Source organism: Mycobacterium sp. pR1184 (assembly GCF_041287235.1).
Lineage (GTDB): Bacteria > Actinomycetota > Actinomycetes > Mycobacteriales > Mycobacteriaceae > Mycobacterium.
In genome coordinates this window covers 1-17,153 of the sequence record NZ_JBGGKR010000021.1, presented here as the reverse complement: position 1 = coordinate 17,153, position 17,153 = coordinate 1, and the positions used below count along the sequence as shown (strand labels likewise).

At 64.4% G+C, this 17,153-nt stretch carries 16 protein-coding genes; 6 read left to right on the top strand and 10 right to left on the bottom strand.

Features of this window, described 5'->3' with window-relative positions:
* Complete coding sequence (locus ACAG21_RS26985) at window positions 1–1,449, bottom strand: aldehyde dehydrogenase (protein WP_370499320.1); 1,449 nt, start codon at window positions 1,447–1,449, stop codon at window positions 1–3.
* A 32-nt stretch (window positions 1,450–1,481) separates the two neighbouring features.
* The gene (locus ACAG21_RS26980; protein ID WP_370499319.1) at window positions 1,482–2,192 is read right to left on the bottom strand and encodes an SDR family NAD(P)-dependent oxidoreductase; all 711 of its coding nucleotides are present in this window, start codon (window positions 2,190–2,192) and stop codon (window positions 1,482–1,484) included.
* A gap of 263 nt (window positions 2,193–2,455) precedes the next feature.
* On the opposite strand from ACAG21_RS26980, the gene ACAG21_RS26975 reads away from it, so the two are divergent.
* The gene (locus ACAG21_RS26975; RefSeq protein ID WP_370499358.1) at window positions 2,456–3,025 is read left to right on the top strand and encodes a TetR/AcrR family transcriptional regulator; all 570 of its coding nucleotides are present in this window, start codon (window positions 2,456–2,458) and stop codon (window positions 3,023–3,025) included.
* A gap of 139 nt (window positions 3,026–3,164) precedes the next feature.
* Here the strand turns inward: ACAG21_RS26975 and ACAG21_RS26970 are convergent, their stop codons facing one another.
* Window positions 3,165–4,367 (bottom strand): cytochrome P450, encoded by a 1,203-nt coding sequence (locus tag ACAG21_RS26970; RefSeq protein WP_370499318.1) that lies wholly within the window; start codon window positions 4,365–4,367, stop codon window positions 3,165–3,167.
* A gap of 591 nt (window positions 4,368–4,958) precedes the next feature.
* On the opposite strand from ACAG21_RS26970, the gene ACAG21_RS26965 reads away from it, so the two are divergent.
* Window positions 4,959–5,789 (top strand): rhomboid-like protein, encoded by an 831-nt coding sequence (locus tag ACAG21_RS26965; protein ID WP_370499317.1) that lies wholly within the window; start codon window positions 4,959–4,961, stop codon window positions 5,787–5,789.
* A gap of 373 nt (window positions 5,790–6,162) precedes the next feature.
* On the opposite strand, the gene ligD is transcribed toward ACAG21_RS26965, so the two are convergent.
* Window positions 6,163–7,203 carry a non-homologous end-joining DNA ligase gene (ligD, locus tag ACAG21_RS26960; protein WP_370499316.1) on the bottom strand — a complete coding sequence of 347 codons (1,041 nt, stop codon included), beginning with the start codon at window positions 7,201–7,203 and terminating at the stop codon, window positions 6,163–6,165.
* A gap of 37 nt (window positions 7,204–7,240) precedes the next feature.
* Between ligD and ACAG21_RS26955 the strand changes: the two genes are divergently transcribed.
* The 3 genes from ACAG21_RS26955 to ACAG21_RS26945 all read left to right on the top strand — a co-directional run bounded on the left by ACAG21_RS26955 (window position 7,241) and on the right by ACAG21_RS26945 (window position 9,303).
* The gene (locus ACAG21_RS26955; RefSeq protein WP_370499315.1) at window positions 7,241–8,314 is read left to right on the top strand and encodes an ATP-dependent DNA ligase; all 1,074 of its coding nucleotides are present in this window, start codon (window positions 7,241–7,243) and stop codon (window positions 8,312–8,314) included.
* A gap of 157 nt (window positions 8,315–8,471) precedes the next feature.
* Window positions 8,472–8,789: a DUF732 domain-containing protein gene (locus ACAG21_RS26950; protein WP_370499314.1), complete on the top strand. Its 318-nt coding sequence runs from the start codon at window positions 8,472–8,474 to the stop codon at window positions 8,787–8,789.
* Window positions 8,790–8,976: 187 nt separating this feature from the next.
* Window positions 8,977–9,303, top strand: coding sequence for a DUF732 domain-containing protein (locus ACAG21_RS26945; protein WP_370499313.1), 327 nt, complete (start codon window positions 8,977–8,979; stop codon window positions 9,301–9,303).
* A 13-nt stretch (window positions 9,304–9,316) separates the two neighbouring features.
* Here the strand turns inward: ACAG21_RS26945 and ACAG21_RS26940 are convergent, their stop codons facing one another.
* The gene (locus tag ACAG21_RS26940) at window positions 9,317–10,597 is read right to left on the bottom strand and encodes a cytochrome P450 (RefSeq protein ID WP_370499312.1); all 1,281 of its coding nucleotides are present in this window, start codon (window positions 10,595–10,597) and stop codon (window positions 9,317–9,319) included.
* An 80-nt stretch (window positions 10,598–10,677) separates the two neighbouring features.
* On the opposite strand from ACAG21_RS26940, the gene ACAG21_RS26935 reads away from it, so the two are divergent.
* Window positions 10,678–11,751, top strand: a complete 1,074-nt coding sequence (locus ACAG21_RS26935; protein ID WP_370499311.1) for a DUF2330 domain-containing protein — start codon at window positions 10,678–10,680, stop codon at window positions 11,749–11,751.
* Here the strand turns inward: ACAG21_RS26935 and ACAG21_RS26930 are convergent.
* The 5 genes from ACAG21_RS26930 to ACAG21_RS26910 all read right to left on the bottom strand — a co-directional run bounded on the left by ACAG21_RS26930 (window position 11,735) and on the right by ACAG21_RS26910 (window position 16,980).
* Window positions 11,735–12,220, bottom strand: a complete 486-nt coding sequence (locus ACAG21_RS26930; protein WP_370499310.1) for an NUDIX domain-containing protein — start codon at window positions 12,218–12,220, stop codon at window positions 11,735–11,737. The two genes, ACAG21_RS26935 and ACAG21_RS26930, sit on opposite strands and share 17 nt — an antisense overlap.
* A 5-nt stretch (window positions 12,221–12,225) precedes the next feature.
* Window positions 12,226–13,581 (bottom strand): wax ester/triacylglycerol synthase family O-acyltransferase, encoded by a 1,356-nt coding sequence (locus tag ACAG21_RS26925; protein WP_370499309.1) that lies wholly within the window; start codon window positions 13,579–13,581, stop codon window positions 12,226–12,228.
* 97 nt (window positions 13,582–13,678) lie between these two features.
* A complete protein-coding gene (locus tag ACAG21_RS26920; RefSeq protein ID WP_370499308.1) occupies window positions 13,679–15,481 on the bottom strand; it encodes a long-chain fatty acid--CoA ligase in 1,803 nt (600 codons plus the stop codon).
* Between the two features lie 143 nt (window positions 15,482–15,624).
* Window positions 15,625–16,008 carry a DUF1330 domain-containing protein gene (locus tag ACAG21_RS26915; protein ID WP_370499307.1) on the bottom strand — a complete coding sequence of 128 codons (384 nt, stop codon included), beginning with the start codon at window positions 16,006–16,008 and terminating at the stop codon, window positions 15,625–15,627.
* A gap of 108 nt (window positions 16,009–16,116) precedes the next feature.
* On the bottom strand, window positions 16,117–16,980 hold the full coding sequence (locus ACAG21_RS26910; protein WP_370499306.1) for an SDR family NAD(P)-dependent oxidoreductase: 864 nt from the start codon (window positions 16,978–16,980) through the stop codon (window positions 16,117–16,119).
* Window positions 16,981–17,153 lie beyond the last annotated feature (173 nt).

Below are 17,153 nucleotides of genomic sequence, written 5' to 3'. Positions count from 1 at the left end.
TCAGCCGGCCGTCGAGATCGACTGGCTCACTGTGTAACTGTCGATTCCCTCGGTGCCCAGCTCGCGGCCGTATCCGCTGTTCTTGACGCCGCCGAACGGTGCGGCCGGGTCCATGATGTAGCCCTCGTTGACGCCGAACGTGCCGGACCTGACCCGGACCGCAACGCCGTACCCACGTTCGACGTCACCGGTGAACACCGACCCGGCCAGCCCGTATTCGGAGTCGTTGGCGATCCGAATCGCCTCATCCTCGTCGCGGTAAGAGATGACCGTCAGCACCGGGCCGAAGATCTCCTCACGCGCAATTCGCATGTCGTTGGTCGCGTCGCTGAACAGCGTCGGGCGCACATACCAACCGGTGTCGAGGCCGTCGGGCATCTCGCTGCCGCCGGTAACCACCCGCGCCCCTTCGCTTTTGCCGGATTCGATGTAGCCGCGGACCTGCGCCTGCTGACGCTGGGCCACCAGCGGACCGATCTGGGTGTCGGGATCGGCCGGGTCACCGACGGTCATCGAGGCCATACCAGCCGCCAGCGCGTCGACGAATTCGTCCTTGCGCTGGTGCGGCACCAGGATCCGGCTCAGCGCGTTGCAGACCTGCCCGCTGTTGGCCAGGCTGGCCATCTGGATGCCGGTCGCGACGGCTGTGGGGTCCGCGTCGTCGAGCACGACGGCCGCCGACTTGCCGCCCAGTTCGAGGCTGACCTGCTTGAGCCCTTCGGCACACGCCAGGGCGACGTGCCGGCCGGCCGCGGTGGAACCGGTGAACGACACCTTGTCGACGCCGGGATGCCGCACCAGCAGCTCGCCGACGTCACGGCCCCCGGGCACCACGTTGAGCACACCGGGCGGAAGATCAGCTGCCGCAACAAGATCCGCGAGCAGCTGCGCATCGAGCACCGATTCGGGCGCGGGCTTGAGCACCACCGTGCAGCCGGCCAGCAACGCCGGCACCACCTTGGTGACAGTGAGGAACTGCGGCATATTCCAGGGCACCACCGCGGCGACGACGCCCACCGGCTGCTTGCGGATCCGGATGTTCTTGCCGTACAGCCCGGGACGATCCTGGCACCACTGGTAGCCGGCCGCGAGATCGCAGAACGCCGACATCATGGTGAGCGGCAGCCGAACCTGCGCCCGCTTGGCGAAGGTGATCGGAGCTCCGATCTCGGCCGAGATCAGCGCGGCCATATCGGCTCGCCGTTCGTTGTAGAGGCCGGCCAGCCGGGTGATCGCCTCGATGCGCTCGGGCGGTTGCATGCGCGGCCACGGCCCGACGTCGAAGGCCGCCCGGGCGGCGTCGACGGCGCGGTTCACGTCCGCAGGTCCGGCACTGACCGCGTGGCCGATGACGGCCTCACTGTGCGGGGACACCACTGAGATGGAATTATGGCCGTCAATCGGCGCCGCCCATTTCCCGTCAATGAAGAGTCGGTCCCTGTCGTACATGAAACTCCTTGGATCTCTTGAGATCTGGCCCGTCAGGTATTGCGGCCGCCATTGACGCCGAGGATCTGTCCGGTGATGTAGCCGGCTTCCTCGGAAGCGAAGAAGGCGCACGCGGCGGCGATATCTTCGGGTCTGCCTACTCGTCGAACCGGGGTGCGGGCGATGTGGTCCTCTACGGTTCCGCCGAGTAGATGCCGGCTCTCGGCGCTGCGCAGCATCGGGGTGTCCACGAATCCCGGTGGCACCGCGTTGACGGTGATCCCGCTCGGCCCGTACTCGAGGGCCAGCGACTTGGTCAGCCCGTTGACGGCGGACTTCGCCGCCACGTAGTGGGCCATGAACGGTTGACCGGAATGCGTACTGGACGACGAGATGTTGATGATGCGTCCCCAGCCCGCCTCGACCATGTCCGGCAGCACCGACTGGATGGTGTTGAACACACCGTTGAGGTTGACGTCGATCACCTTCGACCATTCCTCGAACGACATGCTCAAGAACTTCTTGAAGCCCTCCACTCCGGCCGCGTTGACCAGCACCAGGATCGGGCCCAGCGCGCCGCGGATGGCCGACATCGCGGCGTCGACCTGCGCCCGATCCGTGACGTCGGCGACGTGGCCGAACCCGTCGTCGGTGGCAGAGAGATCGATGACGGCCACCTGAAATCCGTCTTTGCGCAACCTGTCGGCGCAGGCCCGGCCAATCCCCGAGGCACCGCCGGTCACCACCGCTGTTTTCGCGCTCAAGCCGTCGTCCACCTTTCCTGAGCGATCGCTCAACGGTCGGCTTCACATGCCTATCACCCGGCATCGACCACGGTCAAGCCGCTGGGCCGGCCTTCGCTTCGGGGTGCAAGCGATCGAGCGCCAGGCGCGGACGGCACGGCCCCGTGCGCCAAACCGAAGATTCGGGCGATTCAACGCTTTTCCTCGCCACACCTGCTGTGTGATATGACCGGACTGTGGCTGCATCCGAGCGACCGAAGGCGCGCGACTCCACGACGCGCGACATGCTGGTTGCCGCGACGAGTCAGGTCATGGTCGAGGAGGGTTACGCCGCAGCGACATCGCGTCGGGTGGCCGCCAAGGCCGGTGTCAAACCGGCCTTGGTGCACTACTACTTTCCGACGATGGACGAGCTGTATCTGGCCGTCTTCCGCAACGGTGCCGCCGTCTACCTGGAGCGCCAACAAACAGCATTGTCATCCGACCGCCCGCTGCACGCCTTCTGGGAAACGCTGATCGCACCCAAGGACACCCGACTGCTGCTAGAGTTCATGGGACTTGCCAACCACCGCAAGGAGATTCGCGCGGAGATCGCCGCATGGTCAGAGCGGTGGCGCGAGCAACAGATCACCGCGCTGAACTTCATCATCCGCCAGCACGACATCGACACCGACGAGTTCCCGCCGGCGGCGATCGCGGTCTTCATCGCCTCGATCGGCCGCACCCTGATCCTGGAAGAGGGACTGGGTACGTCCGGGGGCCACGACGAGGCCATCGCAGTGGTGAACCGGCTGCTGGACCGATTCGAGATGCCGGAGCCGAAGACCCGCCGCGGTCGCGACACGCAGGACTGATTCGCACCCGCGGGTGTACCGACCGGACAGGCGGGTGTGTCCTATTGCCCGCCTCGTAGCGACAACTAGGTGCGCGTGCATCGGTTGTCGCTATGAGGCGGGCAAAACCACAACCGCCACGCAGATTGCAGCGCCGGGGCTACGGCAGCACGACTCGCAGTCTCTCCCAGCCGCGCACCGTCGAGGTCGAGGCGAGTTGTGCTGTGTCGTAATCGATATCCCATTCCGGCCAGCGGTTGAGGATCTCGTCCAGCGCGACGCGACCCTCCAGCCGGGCCAGGTTCGCCCCCAGGCAGTAATGCACGCCTTTTCCGAAGGTGATGTGGGAGATATTGTCGCGGTGGATATTGAAGGTGTCCGGATCGGTGTACCGGCGCGGGTCGCGGTTGGCAGCGCCGAACAAAAGCAACATCGCGCTGCCCGCCGGAACAGTCCTCCCGTAACACTCGAAATCCTTTGCCATCCAACGGGCTACGTGCGGCCCCGTGGGTTCGAACCGCAATGTCTCATCAACAGTACGGTTCAGCAGTGAGCGGTCCTGATGGATTTCCCGACGCTGGTCCGGGTTTTCGGCGAGCACCTTGGCCAGCCATCCGATCAGCCGTCCCGTGGTCTCGTTGCCCGCGCCGGCCACCACCTGGGTGTAGTGCAGGACCTCCTTGCGGGTCAGCTTTCGGTGCACACCTTCCTCGTCGTCGAACTCAACGTTGAGCAGCGTGGTCATCAGGTCGTCGGACGGGTTCTTCGATCGCCACTCGACATAATCGGCGTAGATGCGGCCATCGGCGATGGAATCGGCGTTGGAAACCTTCAGCGGCGCCCCCGGCTTGGTGCGCAGGTTGGCGTCGTTGGCGTCGCGGACCGAAACCTGTTCGGACTCGGGAATTCCCAAGAGCATGCCGATCACTCGCATGGGCATCATCGAGGCAAGCTCGGCAATGATGTCGAACCCTGACGACCCGACGAGCGGATCCAGACAGCGCACGCAATAACGCCGGATCTGGTCTTCGAGTTCGGCCATCCGACGCGGCGTGAACACCCGTGACATCAGTCCGCGCAGCATCGTGTGTTCGGGCGGGTCCTGAAACATCATCACGCCGCGGGGCATATCGAACTTCGAGTGCACCAGTTCGAGAATGTCGCTGCGACGGTTCGAGAACGTCTGCCAGTTGGCCAATCCGTGCTCGACATCGGAATGCCTTGACACCGCCCAGAAGTCGTATTGCTCGTTGTAGTAGAGCGGAGCCTCTTCGCGCAGCCGCGCGTACGTCGGGTACGGGTCGGAGTTGATGGCAACGTCATAGGGGTCGTAGTAGACCTCGGTGTCCTCGGCGACAGTCATCGATGCTTTCCCTTACCCACCGCACCTCCACCGCATCGCGTTTGAGCGATCGCCCAAATAGGTCACGCAGGGCCATGTGTAACAGCCGCGGGACGACGACGTCAAGGGCGCTGTCGGCGTGGCTGCAGCAACATGAGCATCGGTCTGCCGCCGACGTCCAGTTCGTCATGCCGAGGCTGGCGGCTTAGCCCGCCTTCCGGGGCATCGTTGCCGGAACCGTGAAGATTGAGCACCCGGGTGTGAAGAATCCGTTAAGAACGCGGCACGCCGGCGCTGCAGACCTCAATTTGGAAGCATGACGCTGTTCGAGCTGCATCTGTCGCTCCGGCACGGATTGAGCCCGCACCTCGTTCGCGCCATCCGGTCGTTGCGCGCCGCCGGCCCGGCTATGCATCGATGGAATGACCGAGAAACCATCGCCGATGTGCGGGCCCGCGACTGTGATTGGTCTCACCGGCCGCACCGCGCCGGTTCCGTCACAATGGTGGTCAACGCTGTGAGGGGGGAATAGGCATGTCGGACATGGCTGTTGACCCACACGGTGACCATTGGCCGCCAATAGTCGACCGGACTCACGAAGGTGCAACCGCCGTGCTTCGCATTGAGAATCGCCGGACAGCGTGGAGCTCGCGGGTGCTGTCGGTGGCGGCCTGGCTACCCGCCACCCTCGTGTACGCCGCCATGCTGCTCGGGGTGTCTTTCCTGCTGACGGCACTCGGTCCGCATGTGCACGACGTCGCGGTGCGGGAGATGAGCACCAATTTGCACAATCTGGCGCGCGGCCAAATCGTCACGCTGGTCGGCAGCGCGTTCGTCAGCGACGGCGGCCACGTGCTGCTTTGGCTACCGGGCCTGGTGTGTCTGCTGGCGCTGGGCGAATTGATCTGGCGCAGTAAGGGTTTGGTCATCGCATTCGCACTCGGTCATATTGGTGCCACGTTGGTCGTAGCCGTCTGGCTCGCCACGGCGCTGACCGCGGGCTGGCTGCCGATGTCCTTGGCGCGCGCCACCGATGTGGGGATCAGCTATGGCGCCGTGTGTGTTCTGGGGGCGCTCACGGCATCGATACCGTCACGCTGGCGGCCGGTGTGGGTCGGGTGGTGGATGGGCAACGCCGTCGCGGCGGCGTTGAGCGCAGATTTCACCGCGATCGGTCACGTTGTTGCGCTGTTGCTGGGTATTGCTGTGTCGTTCCGACTGCGCTCCATCATCCGCTGGACTTTTGTGCACTCGGCATTGCTGGTGGTCGGCTCCGCGTTCGGCTACATGGTGCTCTGTGGACCGGCCGGACCGGCGCCGACAGCCGGCATGGCGGGTGCCCTGATTGCACTGGTCGCCGCCTGGATATTGCCGTCGCGCGACGGCGCACCGAGCGCATTGGCGGGCCAAGCGGGATTTGTGCCGCAACCGGCACAGTCATGACTGTTGTCTAATCGACGGCCAGCGCTGCGCTCAAGTTCCCGCCGACGATGCTGATCCTGCCGACAGGCGCCTCGCCCGTCAGGAACTCTTAGCCGCCGGTGCAGACGTAGGGGGTGCAGTCGATCGTGAGGGGCGTTGTGCACCCAGCGGTCGCGGTGGCGGCAGCGGCGAGGATCGCCGCGACGAGGAGTTTGCTCTTCAAACCGGACACAACTACTTCGTTCCTTCCTGGCCGCCCCCGGTTCGACCGCGTACTTCCCCCGACCGCAACGCTGCGATGAATTGATATCAGACTGCCAGAATAGGCCGCGGACGTCGTCGGCAATTGCACGAAATAATCAGCCGACCGGTGCGCGCCCAACGAACACTTTAATCAATTCGGTTTGTTTTTCCTGGTCAGGTCGGTGTCTCGACTCGGCTGCACTCGTTTCGGCTCGCCCGGCATTTTGGGGTAATTCGGCGGATAGGGCATATCGCCCAGGCCGCGCTCTTCGTCCGCCTCGACCATCTCCAGCAGTGGGGTCAGCGATTGGGCGACCTCGTCCATGCCGGCCCACGGGTCGGCGCGACCGGCTAGCAGATCCGGCACGGTGGCCATCGTGAAATTGTCGGGCTCCGCGCCGGCCAACTCATCCCATGTCAACGGCATCGACACGGTCGCGATCGGCGTCGGTCGCACCGAGTAGGGCGAGGCCATCGTGCGGTCCCGGGCGTTTTGGTTGAAGTCGATGAAGATGCGCTGGCCGCGTTCCTCCTTCCACCAGGACGTGGTCACCGCATCCGGCGCGCGGCGTTCGACTTCGCGTGCCAGTGCGATGCCGGCGCGGCGCACCGCGATGAAATCCCAGTCGGTGGCGATCCGGAGAAAAACGTGGATCCCGCGGCCCCCGGAGGTCTTGGGATACCCGACGAGGCCGAGCTCGTCGAGCAACGGACGCAGCACGTCCACCGCGACCGAACGCGCCTGCTCGAAACCGACACCGGGCTGGGGATCAAGGTCGATGCGCAGCTCGTCGGGGTGCTCGGTGTCAGGGCAGCGCACCTGCCAGGGATGTAGCGTGATCGTGCCCATCTGCGCCGCCCACACGATCGCGGCGGGATGCGTCACCATCAGCGCGTCGGCGGTCCGTCCGGACGGAAACGTGACCCGGCAGGTCTGCAAATAGTCGGGATGATGCTGCGGTATCCGCTTCTGATAGATCTCCTCGCCGTCGATGCCGTCCGGGAAGCGCTGCAGATGCGTAGGCCGGTTGCGCAACGCGTCCAGTATCGGGCCGCCTGCCACGGCGCGGTAGTACTCGACGAGCCGCCGCTTGGTGCCGTTCGACCCCAGCTTCGGGAAATACACCTTGTCCGGGCTGGAGAGACGTACCGAGACGCCGTCGACGTCGAGCTCTTCGGATGCCGCAGCCATCCCTCGATTCCAGCACGCCCCGCGTCAGAATGGACCAATGGAGCTTCCCGTCATGCCGCCGGTTTCGCCGATGCTGGCCAAGTCGGTCAAGGCGATACCCCCGGAAGCCTCCTATGAGCCCAAATGGGACGGCTTCCGGTCCATCTGCTTCCGGGACGCCGATCAGGTCGAACTGGGTAGCCGCAACGAGCGCCCGATGACCCGCTACTTCCCCGAGCTGATCGCCGCGGCCCAGGCCGAGTTGCCTCAGCGGTGCGTGATCGATGGTGAGATCGTCATCGCGACCGACCATGGCCTGGACTTCGAGGCGCTGCAACAGCGCATTCACCCGGCGGATTCGCGGGTGCGGATGCTGGCCGAGCAGACTCCGGCGGCATTCATCGCATTCGATCTGCTGGCCCTCGGCGACCAGGATTTCACCCGACGCCCGTTCAGTGACCGGCGCGCCGCCCTGGTCGACGCGTTGGCCGGGTCTGGGCCGTCGTTTCACGTCACGCCGGCGACCACCGCTCTCGAGACGGCGCAGCGCTGGTTCGAGGAGTTCGAGGGAGCCGGTCTCGACGGCGTCATCGCCAAGCCACTGACCATTACCTACCAGCCGGACAAGCGTGTCATGTTCAAGATCAAGCACGAGCGGACGGCCGACTGTGTGATCGCCGGTTATCGGGTGCACAAGTCCGGCGGCCCAGAAGTCCAAGCGATCGGGTCGCTGCTGCTGGGGCTCTATCAAGACGATGGACAGCTGGCATCGGTCGGCGTCATCGGCGCGTTCCCGATGGCCGAACGGCGGCGCCTCTTCACCGAATTACAGCCGCTGATAACCACTTTCGACGACCACCCGTGGAACTGGGCCGCGCACGAGGCCGGCGAGCGCACCCCGCGTAAGAACGAAACCTCGCGGTGGAACGCCGGCAAGGATCTGTCCTTCGTCCCGCTGCGACCCGAGCGGGTAGTCGAGGTCCGCTACGACCACATGGAAGGCCGGCGGTTCCGGCACACCGCGCAGTTCAGCCGGTGGCGTACCGATCGCGACCCCCGCTCGTGCACCTACGAACAGCTCGAACAGCCAGTCACCTTCAGCCTGGGCGACATCGTGCCCGGCCTGGGCTGAAAAGGCCGCGTTTTCGCGAACTCAGAGCGCATTCAGCAGCTGTTCCGCGACTGACTGTCCAGTATTTGCACAGCGACCTGGAAGCGAAAATCTGTTGCGCCTTCTAAAGCAAAGGTCGATTGTTGGTGTCTAGATAATGAACAGAGAAAGTTAAAAGATGAACACTGCGCTGTCCGTGAGGGCTGCGGCCCTAGGAACCTTGGCGGCATTCGCGCTTTCACTGGGAGGCGCGAGCCCGGTCGCACATGCGACTACAACAGACGACTTCCTCCGCACGGTGCGCACGAACGGGGTTGGACTCCACAAAACGAACGCCGACCTGATCGAGGACGCCGAGGAAGTGTGCGACATGCTCGACTACCAGGAGTCGGCCTTCCAATATCTTGACCAGCAGTCCGGCCTGAATGACCAGCAGGCCGCGATGTTCGTCGCCGCCTCGGTGAAGTACTTCTGCCCGCAGTTCACGCCCGGATAAAAATCGGCAAGCTGATAATCCACGACCACGCCCCCCGGCTTCACGGGCAGGCAAATGCCGTCGTCGTAGGTCATAATTCTTTACCGCTTGTTTGGTCCACGTGCACTACAGCCGCTTATGGTCTCCCTCCGTATTGACCTGCGGCGGAACCCGATCCTTAATGGATGGGGCGAAAGGAAGTCAACGAATGAACGCTGCGGCGGCCGCGTGCAAGCCCCTGGCAATCTTGGCGGCTATCGGACTCTTGTCGGGAGTGGCGGCCCCGGTAGCGCAGGCAACTCCAACGGATGACTTCCTCCGGCAGGTACGGGCCAATGGGATTGGCGTCAATGCACCGGACGGCTCGGTGATCGAGGATGCCAAGGAAATATGCGACATGCTCGACTATCAAGAGAACGCATACCAATACCTCAATCAGCATTCCGGGCTGGACCGGAATCAGTCCGCGTTCTTCATCGCCGCTTCGGTCACCTACTTCTGCCCGCAGTTCGCCCCCAAGCTGGGCCCCCACTAGAGCGGCGAAGCGGCTAGACCGCGACCGTCAGCTCGGATAACCCCCGCAGCGTGACGTTCGCCTTGTACCGCGGCTCGCCGTCGAGTCGCGCGTTCGGGAATCGCGCAGCCGCCTCCGACAGGGCAATGCCGGCTTCCATTCGCGCCAGCGGTGCGCCCAGACAGTAGTGCAGTCCGCGACCGAAGCCCAAGTGCCGCAACGTTCCCCGATCGGGATCGAACGTATCGGGGCGGTCGAATTCGGCAGGGTCGCGGTGTGCCGCGGCCAGCAACAACATCATCACATCACCCGCGGGCACCTCGACCTGCCCGATCAACATGTCATCGAGGGCAATTCGGCCAACCATTTGTACGGGCGGGTCGTACCGCAGGGTCTCCTCGATCACCGCCGAAACGCGGTTCGCGTCGGCGCCCAACGCCGTCCAGTGCTCCGGATCTCGCAGCATCGCCAGGACGGCATTGCCGATCAGGTTGACCGTGGTCTCGTGACCCGCGACCAGCAGCAGCAGGCAAGTCGAGACGATCTCCTCTTCCGTCAGCTGATCACCGGATTCCTCCACCGCGATCAGACCCGACATCAGGTCCTCGCCGGGCCGAGAACGACGCCGGTCGATCAGGCTGTGCAGGTACCCCCGCAACCACGTTCCGGCGTCGAGGCGCTCCTGCAAACCATCGGAGGCCGAACCGGTGAAGGTGACGAACGGATCCAGTGCTTGCGCAAGCAGTCCCGAGGCGTGGCTGAATTTCGGCTCGTCTTCCAGTGGTACGCCGAGCAGTCGGCAGATGACCGCGACCGGCAGCGGGTACGCGAAATCTTCGATGACGTCAAAGCTGCCCTTCTCGGCAATCACGTCGAGCAATCCGCCCACCAGGACGCTGATGTCGGGCCGCAGCGCATTGACCACCTTCGGCGCGAACGCCTTACTGACCAGCTTGCGCAGGCGCGTGTGGTCGGGGGGATCGAGGAACAGAAATCCCGGCGGAGGTTGCGCGGGCGGTGGCGCACCCGCAGCGGTGAGCTCCCGGATCTGCGCTGCTACCTGTTCTTGAGCGCGCGCCGACTTCATCCGGTCGCTGCTCGACGCCGGATGCCGCAACGCGTCGTCACAGTCCCGGAAGGTCGAGAAGACGGCAAGGTGCGCCTCGGGTAACAGGATCGGTCCACGGTCGCGAAACTGTGCGCACAGCGGATACGGGTTGGCTCGCGTCGCAGGGTCGAGGAATGCGAACAGCAACTTCTGCGATTCGGCCTGGTCGTCGGGTTCGGCGGGCGGCTGAATCGGCACAGTCGTCATGGCCATATTGTGCATTCCGCACCTTAGGTGGCCCTGAGAAGTGGGTGACTACGCGCTCGTCAGCAACTAGCATGTGCGGCATGAAGATGCCCCGCACTTGCGGGTTGGGTCTGGTCGCGGTTCTCCTGGCTACCCTGGCCAATGTGGCCACGGCTGCTCCGGGCTACGCCTGCGCGTGCGGCGCGATCGTCCCTCCTGTCGGCGGCCAGGCGGCCATGAACCACGAAGTCGCGCTGCTGCATTGGAACGGATCCAGCGAAACCATCGTCATGCAGCTGGCCTTGAACGCCGACACGAACAACGTCGCCCTGGTGGTGCCCACGCCGACCCCGGCAAACGTCACCGAGGGCGACAAGGCGACCTTCGCCGAGTTGGATACGCTCACTACCCCCCGAGTGCAGCAGCGCCGGCACTGGGTCCTGGGCGGGTTTGGCCAAAGCGCGCCTGCGCCACTTGACGCTGCTGCGGCCCCTCGCGGACCGACGGTCGTCAACCAGGTCCAGCTCGGGCCGCTGGAGGCCACCACGCTGGCCGGCGGCGATCTGAGCGGATTGCAAAAGTGGTTGGAAGACAACGGTTATGCCGTCCGCCCGGCGGTGTCGGCGGCGCTGGGTCCGTATGTGCGTGACGGATGGTCGTTCGTCGCGATCCGACTGACCAGTTCGAACCCCATCGTGGGGGGCCTGAACCCGGTGCGGATGACCTTCCCGTCGACGAAACTGGTCTATCCGATGCGGCTATCGGTCGCGGCGGCAGGTCCCCAACAAGTCACGGTCTTTACGCTGTCCGATCATCGACAACAGCGCACCGACCCCGATGCCGCACCTGCGGTCGGCCAGAGGGTGCAAGTCCAATTCGCCGGCAATGTCGCGGCCGAGGTACGTAACCCGCTGCTGCGCGAATTGTCCGCCGACCACGGCGGCTATCTGACCAAGCTGCAGGTGAATATCCCTAAGCCGGAACAGATCTCGTCGGATTTCACCTTTGCCAACGCGGCCAACGATGACGCGTACCGGCAAGTGATTTACGTCGACCGCAACACGGTCATCCCGGTCGAGCTGGCTGGGTTCGCGGTGTTCGTATTCGTCGTGATCGCTGTGGTGCTCATCTTCGCGATCCGCCGTCGCAGGCGACGCACTAACACCCTTCGCTGAGTCCCGCCACGTCCGGGCTAGCCATCAGCAAGTCGAGATAAGGTCGTTGTCCCTTAAGCAATTTGACGCGTGCCTGCGCCACCGGGAACCACTCGACCCGATCGACTTCGGGGAACTCGCGCACCCTGCCCGAGCCCTTCGGCCACTCCACCTCGAAGGTGTTGCTGCGCGTGTTACGGGCGTCGAGGTCGCCGCGGACGGCGAAGGCGGTGACCACTTTTCCGCTGGGTTGCTTCAGCGCACCGAGGTCGAGGCGCGGTCCGGCCGGGATCGGTACTCCGAGCTCCTCGGAAAACTCGCGCTGCGCGGCGGCCCAGGGATCCTCACCGTCGCAATACTCGCCTTTCGGAATCGACCACGCCGCGTCGTCTTTGCGGGCCCAAAACGGACCACCCGGGTGTGCGATCAGGACTTCCACCACACCGTCGCGCGCCCGGTACAGCAGCACTCCCGCACTGAATTTCGGCAACGGGCTCAGACTCCGACGGCGCGTTCCAAGTCTTTGAGCGACTCCTCCAGATGCGCGAGCAGCCGCTGTAAGTGCGGGACACTACGACGGCACCCGACCAACCCGAAATCGAGCTTGTCGGCATTGCTCACCAAGGTGATGTTCAACGCTTGGCCGTCGAGAATCGCAGACAGCGGATAGCTGCCGTCCAGGCGGGCGCCCCCGTAGTACATCTGCTCACGCGGTCCCGGAACGTTGGAGATGATGATGTTGAACGGCGGTGACGTCGAATTCACCCATCCGGGAACCGCCGACATCGCCAGCGCACTCATGTTCACCGCGGAAAGCGCCAAGGCCTGTGTCCGCGGCAGCTGGGAGAACACCGTCTTGTTCTTGTACATCGACTCGCTGATCGCCTCCAGCCGCTGGGCGGGATCCTCGATGTCGGTGGCCAGGTTGCACAGGATGGCCCCGACCAGGTTGCCGCCGGCGTCGGCCTCGTCCTCCCGGCGCAGGCTCACCGGGACCATCGACAAGAGCGGCGTTTCCGGCAGCGCGTCCTGCTCGAGCAGGTAATAACGCAACGCACCCGAACACATCGCCAGGACGACGTCGTTGAGCGTCACGCCCGCCGCGTTCTTGACGTTCTTGATGCGATCCACCGACCATGACTGCGCGGCGCACCGGCGGGCGCCGCCGATATTGACGTTGAGCATCGTGCGCGGGGCGCCGAATGGCAGCGTGAGTTGCTGTTCGAACAGCGCGGCACGGGCCAATGACAACGTCGACGGGGCAAGCGCGGCAAGGGATCCCGCCGTATGCAGCAACGAACTCAACCGCGAGGTCGGCGCGGACGTGCGCTTGAGTTTGGGTAGGCTCCAGGGGGCCCGGATCTGGGTGTCCTCGGGATCGGCCGACAGGGCGCGTTGCATCAGCTTCAGCGCCGAGACGCCGTCAATCAGTGAGTGGTGCATCTTGGTGTAGATCGCGAACCGGCCGTCCTTGAGTCCCTCGATCACGTACGCCTCCCACAGCGGACGGTGGCGATCGAGCAGGGCGCTGTGCAGCAGCGAGGTCAGCTCGAGCAGATCGCGGACTCGGCCCGGCGAGGGCAGCGCGGAGCGCCGGACGTGATAGTCGATATCGAGGTCCTTGTCGTAGGACCACCCGAGGTTGGCGATGCCGCCCAAGAAGGTCGCCGGACGCTTGAGAAAGGTGGGCTGGAAATCGCGCTGGACCACCAGACTGTCGTAGAACTCCCGCACAAACTCCGGACTGGCGCCATCCGGGGGTTCGTACAGCTGCAGACCACCGACGTGCATGGGGTGTTCACGGGATTCGCCCAGCAGAAAAATCCCGTCGGTGGGGTTCATCAGTTCCATCACCCAATTAGACCGCGATCGCGGTGCGAAGCGAAGGCACAATCCTGCACCGCTATGTCGGCGCATCTCGCGCCCGGGCTGACCGCGACGCCGCGGGTCACCCCTTTGCGTACATCGCCTCGATCTCGTTGGCGAACCGCATCCTGACGATGTTTCTCTTCACCTTCAAAGTGGGAGTGAGTTCACCGGTGAGCACGGTGAAGTCGACCGGCAAGATCCGGAACTTGCGGATCGATTCGGCATGCGACACCGCGCGATTGGCTTGTTCGACCGCGCCGCCGATCTCGCCGACCAGATCCGGGTCGTCGGTCAGGTCTGCGACAGAGTCGGTCGCGCCCTTGCCGTGGTGCTGCTTCCACACCTCGAAACCCTCGGGGTCGATCGCGATCAGGGCGGCGACGAAGGGCCTGTTGTCGCCGACCACCATCGCCTGACTGATCAGCGGGTGCGCCCGCAACTGATCTTCGAGAACGGCCGGGGCAACGTTTTTACCGCCCGCGGTGACGATGATTTCCTTTTTGCGGCCGATGATCGACAAGTAACCGTCGTCGTCCATCGTGCCGAGATCGCCGGTGTGGAACCACCCGTTGGTGATCGCCTCTCGAGTCGCCTTTTCGTTGTGCCAGTACTCGCTGAACACGACGCCACCGCGCACCAGCACCTCTCCGTCGTTGGCGATTGCCATGCTGTTGCCGGGCAACAGCTTTCCCACCGTGCCTAGACGCTCTTCGCCGATCAGGTTCACCGTGATCGCGGCACTGGTCTCGGTGAGGCCATAGCCCTCATAGATGGTCAGGCCCGCACCGCGGTAGAAGTGGCACAAGCGCTTCCCCAGCGGGGCCCCACCGGAAACCGCGGCGTGGCAGTCGCCGCCGAGCGCAGTGCGCAATTTGTGGTAGACCAACCGATCAAAAAGGGCGTGCCTGGCCCGCAACAGCGGCCCGGGGCCACCGGCATCTAGAGCCATGCTCCACTCGATCGCCGTCCGCACGGCCGCATCGAAGATGCCCCGCCGCCCGCTGTCGTGGGCCTTCAATTCCGCTGTGTTGTATACCTTTTCGAAGACACGAGGTACCGACACGACGACAGTAGGCTTGAATGCGGCCAAGGTTGGAATCAGGTGTTTGATATCGCTGGTATAGCCGATGGTGACTTTGGTGGCGAAGGCCGACATTGACAACGCGCGGGCCAATACGTGGGCCAGCGGCAAGAACACCAGCAGCCGTTGCCCCTTGCACAGCAACGTCGGGAAATACATTGCCGCACCGCGTGTCTCGTAAAGCAGATTGGAGTGCGTCAACTGGCAGCCCTTAGGCCGGCCCGTCGTGCCCGAGGTGTAGATCAGCGTCGCGGGGTCCGCGGCCCGCAATGCCGCCAGCCGCTTGTTCAGTTCGCTCACGTCGACTGATTTCCCGGAGGTGGCCAGCTCCTCGAGCGCGGATAGCCCGCCCGTCTCGAGGTGCAGGATCTTGCGCAGTGCGGGGAGTTCGGTGCTCAATTCCTTGACCAGTTGGCCGTGAGCATCGCTTTGGGTGATCACCAACACCGCACCCGAATCCTCCAGCACCCAGCGGACCTGCTCGGCCGACGAGGTGTCGTAGATGGGGACGGTGACCGCTCCCACCGAGAGGATCGCGTAGTCGAGAATCACCCACTCGTAGCAGGTAGCCGCCAGGATCGCCACGCGGTCCCCGGCGTTCACCCCCTCAGCGATCAAACCAAGCGCAGTTTCCCGGATCTGCTGAGCGGCTTGGGCGCAGGTCACATCCCGCCACGCGTCATTGACCAGACGCTGAAAGATCACATGATCGGGGTCGTCCCGCTCATGTGCGTACACGCTGGCGACGATGCTGTCGCGCTCGTCGATGCTGAAATTCGTGGGAACGCTGAATTCACGCATGATCAGACGACCCTCGAAGACAGTGGGTATCCACGAGACCCACCTCCTGGCTGTAGATATTCCTGGCCCGACGCTAACCGCACCGACCGCGGGGTTCTAGTGGCCATAGGTCCCGGCCTCGAGGGCCCATTGGACCCATAGCGTCAGCTTTCGCCAATCGACCACACCGAGGTGGCGATAAGGTCTCCGCGGTCCAGGGCGGCGGCGCGATGTTTGTGGACCTCGAGGTAGTCCTGATTCGTCACCATGTCGATGAAGGCCTGTGGCGAGGGGTATTCAACGACGAGAATCGCATCCCACCAAGGCCTTTCACCCTCACCGATCACTACCGACGGTGATCCGCCCATATAGCGGACGGCCGCACCGGCGCGTTGGAGGTGCGGTGTGACCTCGCGCCCGTATTGGGCGTAGCGCTCCAGGCCGTCCTCGGCCTTGAACTTCAGGAGGTTGATCATCACCACCGGCGCGTCAGCCGGCCGCGCGGCGAGCGCCGCGAATTGCTCGTGGGTGGGTTGCAGCTCGCTCATCTGAATCTCCCTGCCGTCGTGCGTTCACATCCGAGACGAAAGTACCGCGACTCCGTCACCGCTGAGGCGCGAAAGCGCCCACGGTCTTCCCGCGAGCACGGTCAACGCTTACAGCAGGTCGGTGATCGTTTTCAGGCCGGCCTCGTAGAGCACGCCGGGCATCATGCCGCCGTCGCATTCGATCGTGGTGCCGTTGACGAAGTCGGCCTGGCCACTGGCGAGGAAAACACAAACGCGCCCGACCTCTTCGGGTTCGCCGGCACGGCGCATCGGGACGGCGGCGAAATACTTCTCTCCGGTGGGATCGTCTTTGGGCAACACGAACGAGCGGAAGTTCTCGGTCATCGTGGGACCCAGGGCCACGCAGTTGACGCGCACCTTCGGGCCCCACTCCTCGGCCAGTGATCGGGTGAGGTGGTTGAGGCCACTCTTGGCCGCCCCGTAGGAGACCAGGGTCGGCGAGCCCGCCGGGTGCCCGGCGCCGCTGGAGATATTGATGACGCAGCCGACGCCGTCCTGGGTTGCCATCTGCCGATAGGCCCGGATGGCGAACCAGAGCGGACTGATCAGGTTCATCTGTACCGCGAACGCGTGGAACAGCGCGGTGCGTTCGTACTCGTCGTCGCTCGGCGGTGCACCCTGAATCCGTTGCACGAGTTCGGGAATGCTCTCTACATGCGGCGCGGGTACGGTGCCGCCGGCATTGTTGACGAGGATGTCGACCCGACCGTGGGTGGCGACCACGTCGGCAACGAAGGAATCGATCGAGCCGCAGTCGCCCTGATCGCAGACGCGCTGCGAGGCCCGGGGCGCCCACTCGGAGTCTGCGTCGACACCCGGGATGGTGTCCAACGGCCCGCGCGAACAGCCGATGACCGTGGCACCGGCGCGCAGCAGTTCATGCGCGATGCCGACACCGACGCCCCGGCTGGTTCCGGTGACAATCGCGATCTTGCCCTCGAGGACGCTCATGAACAGACCTTCCTACCCGGAGCCATTATTGACAGTGACTGCCAGCGGGTCATACTGTGCCATTTCGGTCGTTGGCATGTAAAGGCGTGCAATCGAAAGGACTCTCAATGACGATGTCAAGCCGCCGACTGGGTGATCGGGGGTGAGTCGGGTTGCCAGGTGCGGTTGTCGCG

Bases quoted from the DNA above. Each gene is read 5' to 3' on its own strand.
- ACAG21_RS26985 (WP_370499320.1), bottom strand. From the start codon at position 1,449: ATGTACGACAGGGACCGACTCTTCATTGACGGGAAATGGGCGGCGCCG.
- ACAG21_RS26975 (WP_370499358.1), top strand. From the start codon at position 2,456: ATGCTGGTTGCCGCGACGAGTCAGGTCATGGTCGAGGAGGGTTACGCC.
- ACAG21_RS26970 (WP_370499318.1), bottom strand. From the start codon at position 4,367: ATGACTGTCGCCGAGGACACCGAGGTCTACTACGACCCCTATGACGTT.
- ligD (WP_370499316.1), bottom strand. From the start codon at position 7,203: ATGGCTGCGGCATCCGAAGAGCTCGACGTCGACGGCGTCTCGGTACGT.
- ACAG21_RS26955 (WP_370499315.1), top strand. From the start codon at position 7,241: ATGGAGCTTCCCGTCATGCCGCCGGTTTCGCCGATGCTGGCCAAGTCG.
- ACAG21_RS26950 (WP_370499314.1), top strand. From the start codon at position 8,472: ATGAACACTGCGCTGTCCGTGAGGGCTGCGGCCCTAGGAACCTTGGCG.
- ACAG21_RS26945 (WP_370499313.1), top strand. From the start codon at position 8,977: ATGAACGCTGCGGCGGCCGCGTGCAAGCCCCTGGCAATCTTGGCGGCT.
- ACAG21_RS26940 (WP_370499312.1), bottom strand. From the start codon at position 10,597: ATGACGACTGTGCCGATTCAGCCGCCCGCCGAACCCGACGACCAGGCC.
- ACAG21_RS26935 (WP_370499311.1), top strand. From the start codon at position 10,678: ATGAAGATGCCCCGCACTTGCGGGTTGGGTCTGGTCGCGGTTCTCCTG.
- ACAG21_RS26925 (WP_370499309.1), bottom strand. From the start codon at position 13,581: ATGGAACTGATGAACCCCACCGACGGGATTTTTCTGCTGGGCGAATCC.
- ACAG21_RS26920 (WP_370499308.1), bottom strand. From the start codon at position 15,481: ATGCGTGAATTCAGCGTTCCCACGAATTTCAGCATCGACGAGCGCGAC.
- ACAG21_RS26915 (WP_370499307.1), bottom strand. From the start codon at position 16,008: ATGAGCGAGCTGCAACCCACCCACGAGCAATTCGCGGCGCTCGCCGCG.
- ACAG21_RS26910 (WP_370499306.1), bottom strand. From the start codon at position 16,980: ATGAGCGTCCTCGAGGGCAAGATCGCGATTGTCACCGGAACCAGCCGG.